This is a genomic window from Francisella adeliensis (assembly GCF_003290445.1).
Classification (GTDB): Bacteria; Pseudomonadota; Gammaproteobacteria; order Francisellales; family Francisellaceae; genus Francisella; species Francisella adeliensis.
In genome coordinates, this window is sequence record NZ_CP021781.1 from 2,006,319 (window position 1) to 2,026,571 (window position 20,253).

Sequence of the window (20,253 nt, forward strand, 5' to 3'; positions counted from 1 at the left end):
CTTCAGCTTAATGCCTGCTCTAAATCTAAGATTAAATCTTCAACTTTTTCTAGGCCTATAGAAAGTCTTACTAAACTATTAGTTATGCCTGCTTGTGCTTTTTCTAGATCACTTAACTGAGAGTGTGTAGTTGATGCAGGGTGTATGATTAAACTTCTAGCATCCCCTATATTGGCACAATGGATAAAAAGTTGCGTTTTTTCTACAAGATTTTTTCCAGCATCAAAACCATCTTTCAACTCTATAGTGAAGAGTCCTGGTAAACCTCTAGGCAGATATTGCTTAGCCAAATCATGGTACGGAGAGTTTTTTAAACCTGAATAATTAACTTTTTCCACTTTAGGATGCTTAGCTAAGTACTCAGCAACGACTATAGCATTCGCTACATGTTTATCCAACCTTGCTCCTAAGGTTTCTAAACCTTGTAAAGCTAAAAAGGCTGTATGAGGACTAAGTGTTGCACCAATATCTCTTAATCCAACAGCAATTCCTCTAACAGTAAAAGCAAGCTCTTTAAAACTATCATAAAAACTAATGTTATTATAGGAACTATCCGGCTTAGATAGTAAAGGAAACTTCTCATTTTGTGACCAATTAAATTTCCCAGAATCAACAACAGCCCCACCAACTATAGAACCATTACCTCCCAAATATTTGGTCAAGGAATAAGATACTATATCTGCTCCGTAATCTATAGGGTTTAGTAAATAAGGTGTCGCAACAGTATTATCAACTATTAACGGAATACCTGCTGAGTGAGCTATATCTGCTAGTGCTTGAATATCAGCAATTACTCCACTAGGGTTAGATTGAGTTTCTATAAAAATAGCCTTTGTATTTTGCTTTATAGCATTCTTAACTTCATTAAAATCATTTATATCAACTAATGTAGATTGCCAACTAAACTGCCTAGGGAAGGTATGAGTGAGTTGCGTTATAGAGCCACCATATAGATACTTAGATGCTACAATATGATCTCCACTTTGTAGTAAATTCAAAAATATCAAAAGTTGAGCAGCATGTCCTGAAGAACAAGCAAAAGCGCCAGCTGCATTATGAAGTTTAGCAAGTCTCGAAGCATAAGCATCCACAGTTGGATTAGTAAGCCGAGAGTATATATTACCAAACTCTTTCAATGCAAAAAGGTCTGCAGCCTGTTCTGTACTTTCAAAGACATAGCTTGAAGTTTGATGAATTGGTATTTGCACCGAACCACTTTGAGCAGGTATGGATTGATGTAAGGCTAAAGTTTCTAAAGAATATTTATTCATAAATTTCTCCTATTTATAAATTTCTTTAGCTTGGGAGAAAATCTGAAAAGTAGGTAAATTTATGTATTTAACCTTTTAGCAGATTATTTATCGTGTCCGCAAGCTGAGTTAACAAATCAACACGTGTTTACCTTAAAGATAAACTAATGAATCTATATTCATCTACTAACAGCATAATTGCTTTAATAAACTTTGTCAAAGTATTATTTAGCAAGTATTTTATAATTTAGTAAGTGGAATAATTAATCTATACTAGGATTATGGTTACATGTTTTTTTCAAAGAAATATTTATATATTTGATTACAATCACTTAGTTCTGGGTGAAAACTCATTGCTAGAATATTGTCTTTCTCTATAAGCACTGGGCTATTTTTATAACTAGATCTCACCTCTATAGAACCATCTCTTAAACCTGTAATTATAGGAGCTCTAATAAAAAAAGCCTCTGTTAAAAACGATGATCCTCTTAAATTAACATCTAAAGGATATATACCACTCATCAATTGAGGACCATAACCATTTCTTGTTATTTCAATATCAAGAATATTTAGCTCTTTGAGTAATATCAGACCGGCGCAAGTTGCAAAAACTGGGATAGTTTTAAGTTTAGTTTTGAGCATATCTATGAGATCTAATTCCTTTAGTAGATAAAGCATAGTTGTACTTTCTCCACCCGGTAAAAATATCACATCACATTTTTCTAAATCTTGTTTTGTTTTTAATAAACAACTATCAAAACCAAGTTCTTTTAGTTTATTGCTATGTGCTACATAAGCTCCTTGTAATGCTAAAACACCTATATTCAACTAGTTACCCCTATTTGAGAAGTTTTCAATTTCAGTAAGTGAATCACAGTTTATTCCTGTCATAGCTATACCTATATCTTCAGATATCTCAGCTAAGATATTAGGGTTATCATAGTTAGTCGTTGCTTTAACTATTGCTGAGGCTCTTTTTTCTGGGTTAGTTGATTTAAATATTCCAGACCCAACAAATACTGACTCGGCACCTAACTGCATCATTAAAGCAGCATCTGCTGGAGTCGCGATACCTCCTGCAGAGAAATTAGGTACCGGTAACTTACCATGCTCATGAACATACTGAATAAGATGTAATGGAGCTTGTAAGTCTTTTGCTATATTAGCTAGCTCCATTTTATCTGCAGACATTACAGCACGCATTTGATTATTTATGCATCTCATTTGTATTACTGCCTGAGACACATCACCAGTACCTGCTTCACCCTTAGTTCTAATCAATGAAGCACCTTCTGCTATTCTGCGTAATGCTTCACCTAAATTACTACAACCACAAACAAAAGGTACTTTGAAGTCGTGTTTATCAATGTGAATATTATCAGCAGGAGTAAGCACCTCACTTTCATCAATAAAATCAACGCCTAATGACTCTAAGATTTGAGCCTCAACAAAGTGACCTATTCTAACTTTAGCCATAACGGGGATCGATACACTGTTTATTATTTCTTTAATCATTTTAGGATCCGACATTCTTGCAACACCAGCATCTTTTCGGATATCAGCGGGAACTCTCTCAAGAGCCATAACAGCAACAGCTCCAGCCTTTTCAGCGATAATAGCATGTTCAGGTGTAACCACATCCATAATCACGCCTCCCTTGAGCATTTCTGCTAGCCCTGTATTAATTTTGTATCTTTCATTCATGATGTAAACCTGCTAAATTGTTTAGTATTTGAAATGAAAATAATAGCCTAATTATTTTGTATACTAAACCAATTTGCAGCAACTTATTTATAATATAAAGAGCCTAGAAGCTACTAAATATTTAGTAACAAGGCTGGAGAAATTATTAATCAAATAATTATTAATAGAAGTTATTAATAAAAATTCTACTTTTCTAAAATAGATTCCATAAGATTAGGTAAAAATTCACACCATTTTTCAATACGAATAGCATCATCGCGTTTTATATTCGAAAGCTCATATTCAGGTGTATCTATTCTATCTATAACATCTAGTATACTTATAGCTTGAAGATTAAAAACACTAGCTATAGTTAGCAAAGTTGCTGTAGTGTTATCTGCTGAAAGTATACGGTAATCTCGCCAACTTTTTAATAATTTATACTGATAATCTATACTACATTTGTCAAATAAATCACTAGCTGTTTGCTTTGGCCAAAGTATATCCGTACTTGCTACTACGCCAATTCTGTATCTAAGTTTAGAACAAATCATTGCTTGTTCTGCAAATTCAACGAAACTAAAGTCAGCACTAGCAGGATAGTTAATCGGAGCATAATGTTGAGAGGTTCCTTCTTGGCGTAATGCTCCCTTAGCAATAACAAAATCTCCAACTTGTAAGTATTCGCGTACAGCTCCTGTTTCTCCTAGCCTTATAAAACTTGTTAGCCCAAGCATAGAAAGCTCTTCTAACCCAATCCCCATCGCAGGACCACCAAAACCAGTAGATACAATGAGTACAGGTGTTTCGTTTACATGAATTATGTAGCTATGATACTCACGATTGATACAAACCAACCTTGCTTTAGAGTCTAAAGCAAGTGCTAAATCTTTAGTATAATCACTATCATCTGTAAGTATTGCAAGTGTTGCATACTCTATATCTTCACGAGAAAACCCTATATGGTATAGCTTTGTCTGATTATCTATATTCATTTTACTATTCCTCCAATCTGATTTTCTCGTTTTTTTATATCATTCAACAAACCAGGTTTTAATATAGTTTCCCAATTCTTTTTAGCTATTGCTTTAGCATCTGTTGAAATCTCTTCGCTATCTACTCGTTTGGCTAATACACCACAAAAACAAATAGCTTTCATCTCTAATATATGAGCCGCAGAAAGTAATGCTGACGCTTCCATTTCAAAGTTAGAAACATTCAAGGCGCGCCATTCTTGCATAGATCCCTGTAAGTTTCGCAATAAATAGCCTGAAAAATTATCAACTCGCTCTTGGCCTGGCCAAAATGTATCTGATGAAGCAGTAATTCCTACATGGTGTGGAACATTATATTCTTTTGCAGCAGCTACAAATGATTGAGTAAGACTATGGGATGCAACAGCTGGATAAGCGACATCTAAGTACTGTTTTGAAATACCATCAAGCTTCACAGCTGCCTTAGTAAATACAATATCTCCCAAATTTATACTTTGTTTTATAGCACCACATGTCCCTATGCGAATGAGGTTTTTTAATCCTAAACGGTTAAGTTCTATCGTTACAGCATGTATTGCAGGACAACCCATTCCTGTACTTACCACAAGTATTGGTGTTTTATCTACATACGCTAGATAGCTAGCGTGCTGACGGTTCTCTTTAAGTTTGATAGCATTTTCATCAATACAAAAAGCTAAATCTCTCGCTCGTTTTGGGTCTCCAGGCAAAATCGCATATTTTGCGTTATCTATATCATTCGAATTTAATTGTGTGAAATATTCCATATCAAATCTAGTTAATTTATTCGAACATTCATTATAAACATTATTTTTTAATCTTTAAAACTGAAACTACCAACTTTTCAAAACTTGTCGATAGTAAATAAATACCTTCAATAGTATACTTTTTTATTAATTAACCAATTTTATGAAACAGTATCACCTCAATAAATTATATGAGTAATCAAAATATTATTACACCCACTAAAAACTGGGTAGAGAAAATTGTAGTAGGTATGAATCTTTGCCCCTTTGCAAAGCGTGAAATAGTAAAAGATAGAGTGCGATACACAGTTTCGGAAGTTACGGCACAAGATCAGCTACTTATGGATTTAAAGATGGAGTTAGAGCTACTTAATGCAAATACAGATATTGAAACTACGCTACTTATTCACCCAAATATTCTACATGATTTTTATAATTATAATGATTTCTTAGAGCTGACAGATAGTCTTCTTGTAGAGATGAAACTAGATGGGGTTTATCAAATAGCTAGCTTTCACCCTGATTATCAGTTCGGTGGTACAGATTTTGATGATGCTGAAAACTATACAAATCGTTCACCATATCAGATGCTACACCTTATACGAGAAGCAAGTCTTGAAAAAGCAGTGACAAACTACCCAGACCCTGACAATATCCCAGAGCGAAATATCAAGCTTATGAATGAGCTAGGCACAGATAAGATGAAAGAACTGTTAGAAAAATGTTTTCAAAAGTAAGTTTGTAAATATTTAAAGAAATATAGTACAATTTTTAAAAAATAAAAAAAGGCTTTAATTTATGTCAGTATATGTTTTCGGACACAAAAATCCAGATAGTGATTCAATCGTGGGTGCTATATCTATAGCTTACCTAAAAAACCAAGTTGAGAAAGAGGAGTATGTTCCTGTAAGACTAGGTGAGATATCTAATGAAACAAAATTTATATTAGATAAGTTTGATGGTAAATTACCTGAGCTTAAAACATCTGTAGCAGGTGAAAAAGTATATGTTGTTGACTCAACAGATAAGGCACATTTTCAAGATGATATAGATGAAGCAACTATTGTTGGTATTATTGACCACCACAAACTTGGAGATATGATGACATCTACTCCACTTGAATGCTGGATTAGACCTATTGGTTGTTCTAACACTATCGTAAAAGAAGTTTATGATGCTTTAGGTGTAGCTATCCCTAAAAATATCGCTGGTATGATGATGCTGGCTATTTTAAGTGATACAGTAATGTTTAAATCACCAACTTGTACAGAAATCGATAAAAAGGCTGTAAAAGAGCTAGCTAAGATAGCTGGTATAGCAAACCCTCAAGAGCTAGCTATGGAAATGTTTATTGTGAAATCTGCGACAGTAGGTGCAACAGCTAGACAACTAAATACTAAAGACTACAAGCCGTTTATGATGAATGGCCATAAGGTTGGAGTAAATCAGCTTGAGATGATAGATATCTCTACTCTAGATGATAGAAAAGATGAAATCTATGCAGATATGGTTGCTATGAAAGAAGAAGAAGGTCTTCATACAATGTTAGTTCTTCTGACAGATGTCATGAAAGAAGGTTCTCAACTTCTTTGTGTAAGTGATGACCCAAGCAAAATAGAAGCAGCTTTTGATAAAAAACTAGAAAATAATCAAGTGTGGTTAGATGGTGTTCTAAGTCGCAAAAAGCAAGTTATTCCTTTTGTACAACCTCAGTTTTAATGCTCTAAAGTTACTTAAACCTTATTTTTCTCTTGAGCCTAACGAATAATTCTTATACGGGCTAAATCATGTAAAATATCTTTAAAAATAATTATTTAGTTTTTACAGATGTCAAAATATTTGTATAAATCATTGGTTTGTCAGAGTTGTGAGTTTCTTTTAGCTTTTCTTTAACTAAGCCAATACCTTTACAATAAAATTCTTCACTTTCAGTTTTTATAACCTGATCTTTAAACTTGATAGTTGAATTAACATCAAGCTCAACACAATCTTTATAAATTTTACCATCAACATTGATTTCTGGGATTTGCTTTTTAAACTCTGATGTATCTGTAACATCTCTATCTTCTATATTTTGATGATGCTTTTCAACCTCACCAAACTTTATCTTTGCTGGAAATAGTTTAGTTTCCACTTCTGATCCAGGAGATACAGTATAAATAGAACCATCTTCTCTTATCTCGTAAGCGTAATCATATTTTGTACCTGAAACTTTAGTATTTGATGAATCTTTAAGCTCACTAACATAGTGACACAAACTCTTATCTTCATTACAACTCTTGATTGTTGTACTAATAAAAAACTTAAGCTTACCATTTTCATCTATAGTTTTATACTTGTAGACTGTACCTGTGTCAGTTGAAATATAATCCTTACCATTTAGGTCAGAACTATAACCTACAGATATAATTGTTAAAGCAGTTGCTAAAATGATCAAGGTCTTTCTCATTGTTACCCTTAAAGAAGTTGTTATATTTGTGACTCTAACATATATTGAATGATAAATGAACTTTAACCTTGTGATATATCTTGTCATTTCAATAGCTTTTGAACTAGTTATATATTGACAATACCTCCCTATTTGAGAAAATTAAACTATATTCAATTTTTAAATCAAATTTTTCACAAAGATCGGTGTCGATACACCTTTATTTTGTGTCTACCATTAGTGTTTTAATAACAAGGATAAAACGATGATAAAAAGATACGATGTAGCAGAGATCTCAAAAATTTGGGATGATGAAAATAAATATACAAAGATGCTAGAAGTTGAGTTAGCAATTTTAGAAGCACTTGAAGATAAAATGGTGCCAAAAGGTACAGCTGCTGAGATTCGTGCAAAAGCTGAAATTCGTCCAGATAGAGTTGATGAAATTGAGAAAGTTACAAAGCATGACATTATTGCATTTTGTACTTCTATCGCCGAGCAATTTACAGCTGAGACAGGTAAGTTTTTCCACTTTGGTGTGACTTCATCAGATATTATTGATTCTGCTCTTAGCTTACAAATCCGTGAGTCTTTAGACTTTGTAGTAAAAGATTTAGAAGCTCTTTGTGATTCACTACTTGCAAAAGCTCAAGAGACAAAAGAGATCATCACAATGGGTAGAAGCCACGGTATGTTTGCAGAGCCTATGAGTTTCGGTCAGAAATTCTTGGGTGCTTTTGTCGAGTTTAAGCGTCGTTTGAAAGACTTAAAAGACTTCCAAAAAGATGGTCTTACTATTCAGTTCTCAGGTGCAGTTGGTAACTATTGCATACTTACAACTGAAGATGAGAAAAAAGCTGCTGATATACTAGGCTTACCAGTAGAAGAAGTTTCAACTCAAGTTATCCCTAGAGATAGAATCGCTAAGCTAGTATCTATTCATGGACTTATAGCTGCTGCGATTGAGAGATTAGCAGTTGAGATAAGACATCTACATAGAAGTGATGTATTTGAAGTTTATGAAGGCTTCTCTAAGGGTCAAAAAGGCTCTTCTACTATGCCACATAAGAAAAACCCAATCTCTACAGAGAACCTAACAGGTATGGCTAGAATGCTTCGCTCTCATGTATCTATTGCATTAGAAAACTGTGTACTTTGGCATGAAAGAGATATTTCTCACTCATCTGCAGAACGATTCTACCTTCCTGATAACTTCGGTATCATGGTTTATACTTTGCGTAGAATGAGAAATACTATCGATAATCTTGTAGTACAAAAAGATATTATCGAAGATAGAGTAAAGGGTACAAGTGCATACCTATCAAGCTTCTACCTACACTTCTTGATTGCAAACACTGAGTTTATGCGTGAAGATTGCTACAAAATCGTACAGCAAGTAGCATTTGAGCTTAAAGCTGGCGAATCATTCTCACAAAAGCTACAAGCTATTATGAAGTCTGAGCATGGTATCGACCTAAGCGTTCCAGAAATGGATTTTGAAGGTATCAAAAAGACTTATCTAAAAGAAATTGATCATGTTTTTGAAAGATCTATAAAAACCTAACTCTAAAAGATAAATTATTCTAAAACCCCTAAAAGCTCTCTAGCATGCTTTAAGGTATTTTCAGAAATATCTATCCCTCCAACAATTTTAGCAATCTCTTGGATTCGTTGATCTTGATCTAATTCAATAATCTTTGACTCTGTAGTATCTTTGAGGTATTTTTTAGATACATGTAAATGACAATCAGCCTGTGCAGCAACTTGTGCTTGGTGAGTGATACAAAGTATTTGTAGCTTTTGTGACAACGTTTTTAGTAGTTTACCGACAATTTCAGCTGTACCTCCAGATATACCAACATCCACCTCATCAAAAACTAGTGTAGGATATGATCTTTTCTCAGCTGATACTGCTTGTATGGACAACCCTATACGACTAAGCTCTCCGCCTGATGCAACTTTTTTAACAGGTGCTAGTTGTTCACCCAAATTAAAGTTAATCATAAACTCGCATTTATCAACACCTTTAGCTGTTTTACTATCTAATGGCAAAATCTGTGCAACAAAACTACCTTTTGGTATATTTAGTGATCTGATATTTTTCTCAACCTGCTTTGAAAAATCCTTAGCTGCTTTTTGGCGTGCTTGCGTAAGCTTTGTAGCTTGTGTTAGGTATTCTTGTAAAAGCTGTTGCTCTCTATCTTTCAGAGCATTTAAGCTATCATTTTCTTGTGAGAAACTTTCTAACTCTGCTTGAAGCTCTGCAATATAACCATACAAATAACTAGGCTCAACTTTGTGCTTACGTGCAAGATCGTATATTTGTCCCATCCTGGTTTCCACTTGTGCCAACTCTTCTGGGTCTTGCTCTAAAGATCCTAGCTTATTTTGAGCCTCATCATAACCTTCTTGAGCATAAACTTTTGTTTGTGTTATTAGATCCGCAAGAGTTTCAAAAGATTTATCTTCTATAAGTTTTGATGTTTCTTTTTCAAGTTGAGTCAGCATTGAAATGATATTTTCATCATTATCATAAAGTGCATTACTGATGTAATTTAAGCTATAGCTAACCTCATCTACACTTGAAAGACTCTTTTGTTTGCCTGATAGCTCTTCAAACTCATTTTCATCTAGCTCTAATGCTACAAGTTCATCAAGCTTATACTCTAAAAGCTCTTTTTGACTATTTTGGCTTTCTACTAGTTCTTCTAAGTTTCTTATCTGTGCTGTTATTTTTTGTAGCTCACAAAAGTTGTTTGAAACTTTCGTTACTAAACCATCATTACTTGCAAAAGTATCTAACAAGTTTAGTTGAGATTTTGGATTTAATAAATCTTGATGAGAGTGTTGGCTATAGATGTTTATAAGCCTATCTGAAATTTTTTGTATATCGCTTGCTCTGGCTACACTTCCATTTATAAATAATCTACTTTGCTTAGATTTGTTTACAACTCTACGAAATATACACTCGTTATCATAATCTATAAACAATTCATCAAGTAATTCTTTAGCGCGATGATTATCTTTTATACAAAATGTAGCCGATACCTCTGTAATATCATCCTCATGTAAAAATGACTTCTCAAGCCTTGCCCCTAGCACAAAGCTAAGAGCATCAAGAAGTATTGATTTACCTGCACCTGTTTCACCGGTAAGTACAGTCATTGCACTTTTAAAATCGATTTCACTTGATTTTATAATAGCGAAATTCTTAATAGATAAATGTAATAACATTGAGACCAAAATATGCTTTTTTCTATAGGTAAATATATCATGCTTAAGTAGATATACAAAAGCCATTTAAAATTACTTGATAAACCCTTGTAGTGATGATATTTGTCTGTATAATTTTCGGTCTTAATCAATCCATATATTAAAAACGAAATTGAATAACTTATTTATCAAACCTTATTGTAGGACTTTAAAGGCTATTGCTCTTTTGTTTATGAGTATTGTATTGAGTAGTTGTGCTGCTCATATGGCTATGCCTGTTAATTTAACAAATAACTCAGATAAAATACCTGTCGAAGGGTTTGCATTTTCAGCCTTTAGTAATAAATTAAATTTTGGTCAGTATTATGTCACTGATATTAATCGAGGCTGGACTAAAAAGCATGACTTATCAATACTAGGAGATAGTTCTTCAAACACAGAACAGAAGTATAATTTTTCAATTAACAAAAATGATCAGCTATTATGGAATGTAGAATGTATTTCAGGTGCATCTTGGAATCAACTTAAGATTGAAAATTTTTTTGGTGGAAGCCTATCTTTTGAATCTTCATCCAACCAACAGTTGATTTGTATCATGCAAAATCATAATAAAACTGCAAAACTTTTCATGTCTCAACCTAGTATCAACTCTTCACTACAAGGTGTTATGACAAATAATGGTATGCAAATTAATGTATCGGGAACAGAAAAGTTTGCCTCAACATCTATTACAATGGGTACTCCGACTGGCTACATATTTTCTATAAATAATAGTCCTATGGGTGCTGTTGAAGTTATAAATGGTGGCAATATTTGGTTTAACAAAACAACTTCTCCAAATACAAGATCCTCATTAGCTACTATATCTGCTGTAATGTTGCTCTATCAGAACCCTAGAAAAAACTCTGAACAAATATAAAAGCAAATCAGCCTTCATAAGCCCTCGAATTACTTATAGTAGATCTCACTTTATTCGAGCTATATTCTTAACTATAATTACTATGCAAAAAATATATTTTATGAGTGGTTAAAATATATTATACTTTCAAGGTAATTTTGAAACCAAAGGATATAAAAATGCAACTTTCAAAAAGAGTAAAGGCGATGCAAGCCTCTCCAGTTCGTAAACTAGTACCTTATTCAATTGCTGCTGAAAAAGCAGGTAAAAAGGTTTATCACTTAAATATCGGACAACCAGACATTAAAACTCCTAATGAGTTTATGGATGCTATCCGTGCTTTTGATAAAGAAACTATTGAGTACGCTGTTTCAAGTGGTGACATAAATCTTATAAAAGCAATTTCAGAATACTACAAAAGGTTTGATATTGACTACAAGGAAGATGAGATATTAATTACAAATGGTGGCTCAGAAGCACTTATCTTTGCAGCAATTGCTCTTTGTAATGCTGGTGAAGAGATTCTAGTTCCAGAACCTTTTTATACAAATTATAATGGCTTTACAACAGCTGTTGATGTAGCTATCAAACCAATCACAACAAAAGCAGAAGATGGTTTTCACCTGCCAAGTAAAGAAGAAATACTAGCTTGTGTAACTCCCAAAACTCGAGCTATCATGATCTCTAACCCTGGTAACCCTACAGGCGTTGTATACTCTAAAGAAGAGCTTGAGATTTTAGCAGAAGTAGCACTAGAAAAAGATCTTTTTATAATCAGTGATGAAGTTTATCGTGAGTTTACATATGATGGTCTTACTTGTACTTCTTTTGGTAATATCAAAAGTGTTGAAGATAGAGTAATAATTGTAGATTCAGTTTCAAAACGCTATAGTGCTTGTGGTGCTAGGGTTGGTTCACTTTGCTCTAAAAATAAAGAGTTCATAGCTGAAGTTAATAAGCTTTGCCAAACAAGACTATGTGTAGCAACTCTTGAACAAGTTGGCGCAGCAGCATTATATGGCGTAAGTGAAAAGTACTTAAAAGAAGTAAATGAAGAGTACCAGAACCGTCGTGATATAACTTTTGCAGCACTTTCAAAAATGGAAGATGTTGTTTGTGAGAAGCCAACAGGTGCTTTTTATGTGGTTGCTAAACTACCTATAGATAATGCTGAAAAATTTGCACTGTGGTTACTTACTGACTTTGAAGATAATGGTGAAACTGTAATGGTTTCACCGGCAGCTGATTTTTATGCTACAAAAGGTCTTGGTAAAGATGAAATTCGTATAGCTTATATCCTAGAGGAAAATTCTTTAAAAAGAGCTATGGAACTTCTTGATAAAGCTATCAAAGCTTATAACAAACTATAACAAGTATAATATAAGACGCTTTCTACCTCTTAGTTTTATAGTTTTCTAACGAGGTTTATCCCATCACCTATAGATATAATACAATTTTCTACTCTTTTATCATTTTTAATAAAATTATTTAACTCTCGTATAGCCTGTGTTTGCTCATCATTTTGATGAATATCTGCAACCTTACCTGACCATAAAACATTATCGATAGCTATTATGCCACCTGTATTTAATAACTGTAGGCTACTTTTATAATAGTTAAGATAATTTCCCTTATCAGCGTCTATATACACAAAATCAAAAGCTCTCTTTTGAGAGATAAACTTCCTTAGTGTTTCCAATGCAGGAGCTATATTGAGATTAATCTTATCAGCTACACCAGCTTTTTGCCAAAAACACTTATATGGCTCGATATATTCGTGACTTATATCGCAAGCTTCTACTCCACCATCAACAGGAAGTGCTTGAGCCATAACTAAAGTACCAAATCCACGAAAAGTGCCAATTTCTAAAATATTTTTGGCACCAATCATTTTTATAAAAATGTTTAATAATTGCAGTTGATTTGGAGAGCTAAGCATCTCAGAATATTCTTCTTTCTTAGCTTTTTCAAAAAGCTCCAAAGCAATAGGATTTAGATTGACTGATTTGTCATCAATATATTGATTTAAGCCCTGATTGTTAAATAATGATTTTATAGACATAAGTATTCTCGACTGGAGATTTATGTACTAATTATAACCTAAACTGTTGGCGTATAAAAAAGAAGTTAAAACTAGAGTCAAAAGACTAACAATCTATCCTTTTATTGATAGAAAAAGTCCAAAACCAAAAGATAAGAGCATAAACACCCCACCACTCTACAATATTATGGTTAACAGTTGTTTGATCCATAAATATTGACCAAACAGAAAATACTATTGTAACTAGTATAGCTACACGACGCATGATCATAGGTAGCTTATTTACTTTATCTGAGTATTTAAATTCTAAAATTGTATACCAAATCTGGCAAACACTCATAGTCACAAAAAATATAGCCACCCCTTTTAGATGAACTTTCATAAGAGTATTATCACCATCTATTACGGAAGTACCTATTATCAAACCAATACAGCCGGCTATAGCTAAAAACAGTATGATTTTACCTTGCTTAATTACTGATTTATTATGATCACTAATCTCTACAAGCCAATGTTGGATAAAGAAAAATATCACACCCATTAAAGTAGCAGTAGGGATAAGAACTGCTTTCAACATATAGTTTTCATATGAAGAAAAACCTGCATGAGTAATGTCCGAACATCCGGATATAAATGGGTTACATAGTGTATTATGATTATCCCAAATAGATAAAAAATAAGTCGCTAAAAATAAAACAGCAACTCCGATAGTTGTAAAAGATATAAGTTTTTTTGGATTTAGTTCTGCTTTCATGAAAAATTTTATTATTAATGTTCACCTACTATAAAGTGTAACATGAATTACAAAAATATTTATTTATAAGATTTATATTAATAATATGGACATTTCTTAATCTTAGATGTCTTCCAAGTGGGAGAAAAAACATTAACTGTTGGTGCAATCTCCATACCTGGTTCAAAATTATTGTTTGTAACATAACCATTTTGTGCATAAGTTTTTTCTATTTGAGCACCTCCTTTAACAAGCATATTATCAAGATGCTCATGTGCTATAGCAACAGAATAAGTTATAGGGTTAACACTGATAGATCCTCGCTCATATGAAGCTGTACAACCTTTATTTCTATCATGAAGAACACCAGTTACTTTTGCAACAGGATGTGATTCAGCAACTATTCCCAAGTATGCTTTCTCTTTTAGTGATGCTGCAGCCTCACAAGAAGCTTCTACTTTATAATGTCCAGAGACCTTACCACCAACAAATAAGTTAAACCCTCCGACAGATGCTTCTCCATTTGATTCACAATGCACATTTGCTTCCGCTTCTGCTGCTGCATTTTGACCATAATCCATTGAAAAGTCTAATATAGCAGTCTCACCTGGCTTAACAGTTATCGGGTTACGGATTAAAAACGCTCCATACTTACTCTTCTCATTATCTGGTTCTATAGTATAGTCCATATTAGATGTAAGATTTTTAAACTCAACCTTGCCATAACGAGCATTCTCAGGACCATTAGGATTTTCTTTCGCCGATGATAAATGCCCTAAAGTAATATCTCCTGAATTATCAACTCTATTAGCATTTGCATTAGCTAATGACAGAGCACCCAAAGTGATAGCTCCGATTATTAATGTTTTATATTTCATAATTACCACCTTACTTTATTTTTATTTAATTTTACCTTATCTGCATAGTAAGTAAAACATAAAATTTAAGGATCTCAACTAAAACACAAAAAATAATTAATTTAAAATTGATTCAAGAAACATATTATTAATATTTATTGGATGTAACCCAAATATTTTACCTTTTTTTAAACTATGCTATAATCTTCGGGTTTCAATTTTAAAAAAGACTAAAACAAAGGATTTATAAGATGCCATTTGTAGTTACAGAAAGCTGTATAAAGTGTAAGTATGGTGATTGCGTAGAAGTTTGTCCTGTAGATTGCTTCTACGAGGGTCCAAACATGCTTGTAATAAACCCTGATGAGTGTATTGATTGTGCCTTATGTGAACCTGAATGTCCTGTAGATGCTATAAAATCAAGTGATGATTTAGGTGATCAAGAAGACATGATTGTTGAGTTAAATCGTGAGTTAGCAGCAGAATGGCCAAATATCGTTGAAAAATGCGAACCTTGTGAAGATGCTGACAATTGGGCTTCCGTCAAAGATAAACTCAAGCATCTTGAAAGATAATTACTCTTAACATATCTAAAATAAATAAAACTTCTTATTTCTAATAATTTTCAAAATTACTATAGCTAAAAAAAGTGTTATAATACTACTTAATTATATTTGTGATGTTCGTATACAACATAACGAAAATCACTTGATTTGCTACATAAAAATAAATATAAATGGAGAATAACTTAATGAAATCTTTTCTCAAAAAGATTTGGGCAGTATTTATGTGGGCAAGAATGTCGGCTTTTCAGCTTTACTCTCTTGCGGTAATTGGTGGTAGTTGTATATTAATCAATATATTCGCCTTCTTTAAACTTCCATTATCTTGGCGGATGGCTGTTTGCTTTGTTTGGACTTACTTATACTGGTTAGGAATGTTAGTATTCCTACAAGTTTTTGTCCGTGTTACAGGCAAAGAAAACATCGATAAAGACTATACATGCATATATGTTTCAAAACACCAATCTATGCTAGAAACATTCATGTTTTATGGCTTTATAGGTAAATGTCATTTCATTATGAAAAAAGAACTTTTCGACGCTCCAATATTTGGTTCTGCAATGAAAAACTTAGGTAGTATTGCTATCGATAGAGATAAACCTAGAGAATCTCTAAAAAAAGTAGTCACTGATGGTAAAAAAAGCCTTGCTGAGGGCGTTAATGTAGTCATCTTCCCAGAAGGTACTCGAGTAGAAGTTGGTGAGTACCCTGATTTTCAACGCTCTGCGATGAAGCTAGCTACTGATGCAGATACTTTTATCATCCCAGTTGCTCATAACTTTGGAAGATTTTTCCCTAAAAGCTGGAACGACAATATAAAACCAGGTATTGCTAGAATGGACTTTGGTAAAAGAATAGATCCTAAAGATTATGATTCTAAAAGCCTAACAGCATACTGCCATGAAATAATTACTGCTAAAACTAAAGATTTCAAAGGGTAGTTTTAAATCTATGAAAAAGATATTAAACTTTTTATTACTTGCAAGAATGAAAGTGTTCACTCTTTATGCTTACATTGCTCTAATGCTGTGTTGTATCTTGATGAATGTAGTTGGAGTGTTAGGTGCATCTCTAAGAGTCAGACTTTTTGTATGTTGGTTATGGTCATGTTTATATCGTCTTGGCGTGCTTGTGATTTTACAGATTTACGTAAAAATTGAAGGCAAAGAAAATATCATTCCAGACAAACCATGTATTTATGTATCTAAACATCAATCAATGCTAGAAACATTTGTATTTTATGGGTTGATAAGTAAATGTTGCTTTGTGATGAAACAAGAACTTTTAGAAAAACCTGTTTTCGGTAAAACAAATAAGTTTGCTGAAGCAATCGGAGTTGATAGAGAAAAGGGACTATCTGCTATAAAAAAAGTTCTAGAAGAAGGTCAAGATAGAGTGAACAATAAAAAACTTAGTATTATTGTTTTCCCTGAAGGTACTAGAGTACCTGTTGGCGAGTATCCTAAGTTTCACCGTTCTGCAATGAAACTAGCTACAGTTACCAATGTTCCTGTAATTCCAGTTGCACATAATTTTGGCGTTTATTTTGGTCGCAAAAAAGGTGACTTCGTCAAACCAGGTATTGCTAGAATGTCTTTTGGTAAAGCTATTGATCCTAAAGATTATAGTGTTGCTGAGCTTACAGATCTTTGCTATGACCTTATTACAGAAAAAACTAAAGCTTATGGTGGATAAGTTAACCCAGCCTAAAATCAACGATTATAGGGTTATGATCAGATATTTTCTGGCAATTTAAAACCTTTGCTTTTTCTAAATACAAGTCTCTATATAAAACAAAATCCAAATGGTTTTTTTGAAAAGATTTCACAAGCTCAGGTTCATCTAGAAAAGCTATTTTAAAACCAAACTCACGACAAAAATCTTTAATAAGTTTAACCCTAACTCGATTCCAGGTATTAAAGTCTCCAGCTATTATGATAGGGAGACTTTTTTGTTTAAGACCAATTAGCTCCTTTATCTTTTCAAACTCATACTCATAAACCTTGTTACTTTTAAAATTTATTGCATGAACATTTACTACAATTACTTTCTGACCATTTACCTCTAAATGACTGATTAATGATGCTTTGTGTGTGTTTATAACTGACTCTTTATGAGTTGTTAAAACTTTAACACTTTTAATTGTAGAAAACTTAGAGACTGTAGCTACCCCGTAATTTTTATTTTTTAAAACTATATTTGACGCGAAATTAACATCAAAAGAATCTATTGGAAAACTAGATTTATCATGATTGACGACCTCTTGAAAACAAAAAATATCTATAGCATGCTTGAAGTAAATGCTCTCGATAAAATCAGTAAAGACTTCTGGTCTCTTATGATCAACCTTAAAAGCATTCCAGCTCATAAGTGAAAAAGTATTTTTACTAGAACTCTCAAACATCTGATAAACTTAAATATCAACTATATAAATCATTATATATAAAAAAAACACATTAAGAAATTTAGTAATTAACTTAACTGTTGTAAAATTATTGTTATCAAACTTCAATTTAAGAGATTATGTACAGTTTCTCATTACGGATATTACACAAAATATTAGCAATTTTTATAGTTTTACAACTTTTGGTGGGGTTTGGATTTGAATGGGGATTCTTCGAATCTAAACAAATTATTACTTTGCATAAATCTTTTGGTCTCTGTATTTTCTTTATCGTTATTCTGACAATTATCGTAAAGATTGTTAGTGATAAACCACCATACTCACCTGCATTACCATTATGGCAATATATAGTTGCAAAAATCACTCACCTTGGTCTTTACATTTGTATCATGGGTATGTGCTTATCAGGTCTTGTAGGATCAATACTAATGGGGTACCCATGGAAAATATTCTTTGTAATACCATTTCCAAATTTCCTACCAACAAACCAAAGTCTTGGTTGGGAGATATTTAGTTATCACAGTGTTTTTGCAACAGTCTTAGGCCTATTAGTTACACTTCATATCTTAGCCGCTCTTTATCATCAATTTATTCTAAAAGATGGACTTTTATCAAGAATGAAGTAGCAGATAAAAACATCCTAATACAAACTACTTAAAACATTGACTATTCTAAAAAGTCGTTATAATATCTCTAATGAATTTAAACAAAATATATAGGCCTGGGGATTTAATAGTTATGAATATGAAAAAAATTGTAATTGCTGGAGTTTTAGCGGTATCTGTACTATCACTAAATAGCTGTTGGTTAATAGTTGCTGGCGCTGCTGGCGCTGGTACTGTTGCTTATGTTCAAGGTAAATACTCCATGAATCTAAATGGAAGCATTAAAGATGTATATAATGCTGCAATTGAAGCTGCTCAAAGTAATGATAATTATGTTATAAGCAAAAAAACTATTACTCCTACCACTGCTTCTGTTAACGGTAGTACCAAAGTTGACCCTACTGACTTTAGTATAAGTATTGAAAAACTTACCGATAAGGCTTCTAAAGTCACTATTAAATTTGGTACTTTTGGTGATCGTGCTGCCTCTGAAGCTCTTATGAATAAAATTCAAGAAAACTTATCATAATTAAGGTGAGATTAATCAAATATGAAACACTCTAAAAAATTATTATCTATTTTAATTTTATGTTTATCAACACTAGGTTTAAATGGCTGTATTGTTGCTGCTTTAGTTGTTGGTGGTGGTTCTGTAGCATATATTGATGGCGAATACTCAATGAATATGGAAGGTAATTATAAAGATATCTATAAAGCTGCTCTAAAAGCTGTAAATGATAATAATGATTATGTTCTTGTATCTAAAAGTCTAAGTACGGATGGTTCTCAAAGTAGTGCTGACATAGATGGTGCAACAAAGATTGATAGTACTAGTTTTACTATTAAAATATCTTACTTAACTGACAAAGCTTCAAAAGTGACTATAAAATTTGGTACTTTTGGTGATCAAGCTATGTCTACAGAGTTAATGAATCAGATTCAAAAAAATGCTAGCTAAACAAACAAAATGAAACTTGTTAAAAAAGCTTACTTATTCTTACTTATCCCATTGTTTGTTTTACCTCTAAACAGCTGTTTTCTTGCTGCAATATCTATCGGTGACCAGACTACAAACTACATTGATGGTGTTTACATTATAGAGATGCAAGGTAGTTATAAAGATATATATAACGCTTCTATAGAAACTCTTGGCAATAAAAACAACTATAAATTAGTAGGTTCTACCAATAGCGGTGAAAATGCTCTTATTGAAGGAATAACTAAAACAGACCCTACTGACTTTTATATAAAAATCGAACCAACATCAAAAGATACCTTCTTGATGACTATTAAATTTGGTGAGTTTGGTGATCAAGCAAAATCTTCAACATTGATGGATAAAATCCAAGAAACTTTAAACCGCAATATTCCCAACATAAACTATAATGAAGAAACTTAAATTCATCTGTCTAGCACTATTTGTAACTACTATGCTAAACAGCTGTGTAGTAACAGCATTACTAATAGGCACTGCTATCGTAGCTGGTGGGGCTGTTTATTATATAAACGGTTACTACATAATAGAAGTACCTAAAGATATTCGTACAGTATATAATGCTACTATTAAAGCAATACAAGCAAATAATGACTATAAATTAGACAGTCAAACATACTCTTCTAAAAAAGCTTATGTCGTTGCGAACCTTGGTTCTGAAAAGGTCTATATAACTCTGTCAGATCTTGATGGTAAATCAACAGAGATAAAAATTAGGGTAGGTACTCTAGGAGATGAAGATAAATCTGCTAAGTTAGCAAACTTAATTACTAAAAATATTACATAACTTATAATATTTATATATATATCTGGTTTACTGTTTTT

24 protein-coding genes and 1 riboswitch are annotated in these 20,253 nt (G+C 32.8%); of the genes, 13 read left to right on the top strand and 11 right to left on the bottom strand.

Going from position 1 to position 20,253, the window contains the following annotated elements; translation table 11 throughout:
• Window positions 1–2 precede the first annotated feature (2 nt).
• The 5 genes from CDH04_RS09545 to CDH04_RS09565 form a co-directional block, all read right to left on the bottom strand.
• A complete protein-coding gene (locus CDH04_RS09545; protein WP_112870795.1) occupies window positions 3–1,271 on the bottom strand; it encodes an O-acetylhomoserine aminocarboxypropyltransferase/cysteine synthase family protein in 1,269 nt (422 codons plus the stop codon).
• 55 nt (window positions 1,272–1,326) lie between these two features.
• Window positions 1,327–1,404: riboswitch (SAM riboswitch) on the bottom strand.
• Between the two features lie 131 nt (window positions 1,405–1,535).
• Window positions 1,536–2,078 (bottom strand): pyridoxal 5'-phosphate synthase glutaminase subunit PdxT, encoded by a 543-nt coding sequence (gene pdxT / locus CDH04_RS09550; RefSeq protein WP_112870796.1) that lies wholly within the window; start codon window positions 2,076–2,078, stop codon window positions 1,536–1,538.
• Complete coding sequence (gene pdxS, locus CDH04_RS09555; protein WP_112870797.1) at window positions 2,079–2,954, bottom strand: pyridoxal 5'-phosphate synthase lyase subunit PdxS; 876 nt, start codon at window positions 2,952–2,954, stop codon at window positions 2,079–2,081.
• 185 nt (window positions 2,955–3,139) lie between these two features.
• Window positions 3,140–3,928 (bottom strand): phosphorylase family protein, encoded by a 789-nt coding sequence (locus CDH04_RS09560; RefSeq protein WP_112870798.1) that lies wholly within the window; start codon window positions 3,926–3,928, stop codon window positions 3,140–3,142.
• On the bottom strand, window positions 3,925–4,713 hold the full coding sequence (locus CDH04_RS09565; RefSeq protein ID WP_112870799.1) for a nucleoside phosphorylase: 789 nt from the start codon (window positions 4,711–4,713) through the stop codon (window positions 3,925–3,927). Before CDH04_RS09565 ends, CDH04_RS09560 begins: the two co-directional genes overlap by 4 nt.
• Before the next feature lie 170 nt (window positions 4,714–4,883).
• On the opposite strand from CDH04_RS09565, the gene CDH04_RS09570 reads away from it, so the two are divergent.
• Window positions 4,884–5,429, top strand: a complete 546-nt coding sequence (locus CDH04_RS09570) for a DUF1415 domain-containing protein (protein ID WP_112870800.1) — start codon at window positions 4,884–4,886, stop codon at window positions 5,427–5,429.
• A gap of 61 nt (window positions 5,430–5,490) precedes the next feature.
• Window positions 5,491–6,411 (top strand): manganese-dependent inorganic pyrophosphatase, encoded by a 921-nt coding sequence (locus CDH04_RS09575; RefSeq protein WP_112870801.1) that lies wholly within the window; start codon window positions 5,491–5,493, stop codon window positions 6,409–6,411.
• A gap of 91 nt (window positions 6,412–6,502) precedes the next feature.
• On the opposite strand, the gene CDH04_RS09580 is transcribed toward CDH04_RS09575, so the two are convergent.
• Entirely contained in the window at window positions 6,503–7,141 is a 639-nt protein-coding gene (locus tag CDH04_RS09580) for a hypothetical protein (protein ID WP_112870802.1), read from the bottom strand.
• 244 nt (window positions 7,142–7,385) lie between these two features.
• On the opposite strand from CDH04_RS09580, the gene purB reads away from it, so the two are divergent.
• Window positions 7,386–8,684: an adenylosuccinate lyase gene (gene purB, locus CDH04_RS09585; protein ID WP_112870803.1), complete on the top strand. Its 1,299-nt coding sequence runs from the start codon at window positions 7,386–7,388 to the stop codon at window positions 8,682–8,684.
• Between the two features lie 14 nt (window positions 8,685–8,698).
• Here purB and recN read toward each other — a convergent pair whose 3' ends face one another.
• Entirely contained in the window at window positions 8,699–10,354 is a 1,656-nt protein-coding gene (gene recN, locus CDH04_RS09590; protein ID WP_112870949.1) for a DNA repair protein RecN, read from the bottom strand.
• Between the two features lie 211 nt (window positions 10,355–10,565).
• Here recN and CDH04_RS09595 point away from each other — a divergent pair, with 211 nt between their 5' ends.
• A complete protein-coding gene (locus tag CDH04_RS09595) occupies window positions 10,566–11,252 on the top strand; it encodes a hypothetical protein (RefSeq protein ID WP_112870804.1) in 687 nt (228 codons plus the stop codon).
• A gap of 158 nt (window positions 11,253–11,410) precedes the next feature.
• The gene (locus CDH04_RS09600; RefSeq protein ID WP_112870805.1) at window positions 11,411–12,601 is read left to right on the top strand and encodes a pyridoxal phosphate-dependent aminotransferase; all 1,191 of its coding nucleotides are present in this window, start codon (window positions 11,411–11,413) and stop codon (window positions 12,599–12,601) included.
• A 35-nt stretch (window positions 12,602–12,636) separates the two neighbouring features.
• On the opposite strand, the gene CDH04_RS09605 is transcribed toward CDH04_RS09600, so the two are convergent.
• The 3 genes from CDH04_RS09605 to CDH04_RS09615 form a co-directional block, all read right to left on the bottom strand.
• Entirely contained in the window at window positions 12,637–13,293 is a 657-nt protein-coding gene (locus CDH04_RS09605) for a class I SAM-dependent methyltransferase (RefSeq protein WP_112870806.1), read from the bottom strand.
• A gap of 85 nt (window positions 13,294–13,378) precedes the next feature.
• The gene (locus tag CDH04_RS09610; RefSeq protein WP_112870807.1) at window positions 13,379–14,026 is read right to left on the bottom strand and encodes a Frag1/DRAM/Sfk1 family protein; all 648 of its coding nucleotides are present in this window, start codon (window positions 14,024–14,026) and stop codon (window positions 13,379–13,381) included.
• A gap of 77 nt (window positions 14,027–14,103) precedes the next feature.
• Window positions 14,104–14,883, bottom strand: a complete 780-nt coding sequence (locus tag CDH04_RS09615; RefSeq protein WP_112870808.1) for a hypothetical protein — start codon at window positions 14,881–14,883, stop codon at window positions 14,104–14,106.
• Between the two features lie 230 nt (window positions 14,884–15,113).
• Between CDH04_RS09615 and fdxA the strand changes: the two genes are divergently transcribed.
• The 3 genes from fdxA to CDH04_RS09630 all read left to right on the top strand — a co-directional run bounded on the left by fdxA (window position 15,114) and on the right by CDH04_RS09630 (window position 17,120).
• Window positions 15,114–15,437, top strand: coding sequence for a ferredoxin FdxA (gene fdxA, locus CDH04_RS09620; protein WP_112870809.1), 324 nt, complete (start codon window positions 15,114–15,116; stop codon window positions 15,435–15,437).
• A 176-nt stretch (window positions 15,438–15,613) separates the two neighbouring features.
• The gene (locus tag CDH04_RS09625; RefSeq protein WP_112870810.1) at window positions 15,614–16,366 is read left to right on the top strand and encodes a lysophospholipid acyltransferase family protein; all 753 of its coding nucleotides are present in this window, start codon (window positions 15,614–15,616) and stop codon (window positions 16,364–16,366) included.
• A 10-nt stretch (window positions 16,367–16,376) separates the two neighbouring features.
• Window positions 16,377–17,120, top strand: a complete 744-nt coding sequence (locus CDH04_RS09630) for a lysophospholipid acyltransferase family protein (RefSeq protein ID WP_112870811.1) — start codon at window positions 16,377–16,379, stop codon at window positions 17,118–17,120.
• Between the two features lies 1 nt (window position 17,121).
• Here CDH04_RS09630 and CDH04_RS09635 read toward each other — a convergent pair whose 3' ends face one another.
• On the bottom strand, window positions 17,122–17,829 hold the full coding sequence (locus tag CDH04_RS09635) for an endonuclease/exonuclease/phosphatase family protein (RefSeq protein ID WP_112870812.1): 708 nt from the start codon (window positions 17,827–17,829) through the stop codon (window positions 17,122–17,124).
• Between the two features lie 119 nt (window positions 17,830–17,948).
• Here CDH04_RS09635 and CDH04_RS09640 point away from each other — a divergent pair, with 119 nt between their 5' ends.
• From CDH04_RS09640 to CDH04_RS09660, 5 genes are all read left to right on the top strand, one after another.
• On the top strand, window positions 17,949–18,455 hold the full coding sequence (locus CDH04_RS09640; RefSeq protein WP_112870813.1) for a cytochrome b: 507 nt from the start codon (window positions 17,949–17,951) through the stop codon (window positions 18,453–18,455).
• Between the two features lie 112 nt (window positions 18,456–18,567).
• Window positions 18,568–18,963: a DUF3568 family protein gene (locus CDH04_RS09645; protein WP_112870814.1), complete on the top strand. Its 396-nt coding sequence runs from the start codon at window positions 18,568–18,570 to the stop codon at window positions 18,961–18,963.
• A gap of 21 nt (window positions 18,964–18,984) precedes the next feature.
• On the top strand, window positions 18,985–19,392 hold the full coding sequence (locus tag CDH04_RS09650) for a DUF3568 domain-containing protein (protein WP_112870815.1): 408 nt from the start codon (window positions 18,985–18,987) through the stop codon (window positions 19,390–19,392).
• A gap of 9 nt (window positions 19,393–19,401) precedes the next feature.
• Window positions 19,402–19,833: a DUF3568 family protein gene (locus tag CDH04_RS09655; protein ID WP_112870816.1), complete on the top strand. Its 432-nt coding sequence runs from the start codon at window positions 19,402–19,404 to the stop codon at window positions 19,831–19,833.
• A complete protein-coding gene (locus tag CDH04_RS09660) occupies window positions 19,817–20,215 on the top strand; it encodes a DUF3568 family protein (protein ID WP_265415648.1) in 399 nt (132 codons plus the stop codon). The genes CDH04_RS09655 and CDH04_RS09660 overlap by 17 nt, the downstream gene beginning before the upstream one ends.
• The last annotated feature ends 38 nt before the right edge of the window (window positions 20,216–20,253 follow it).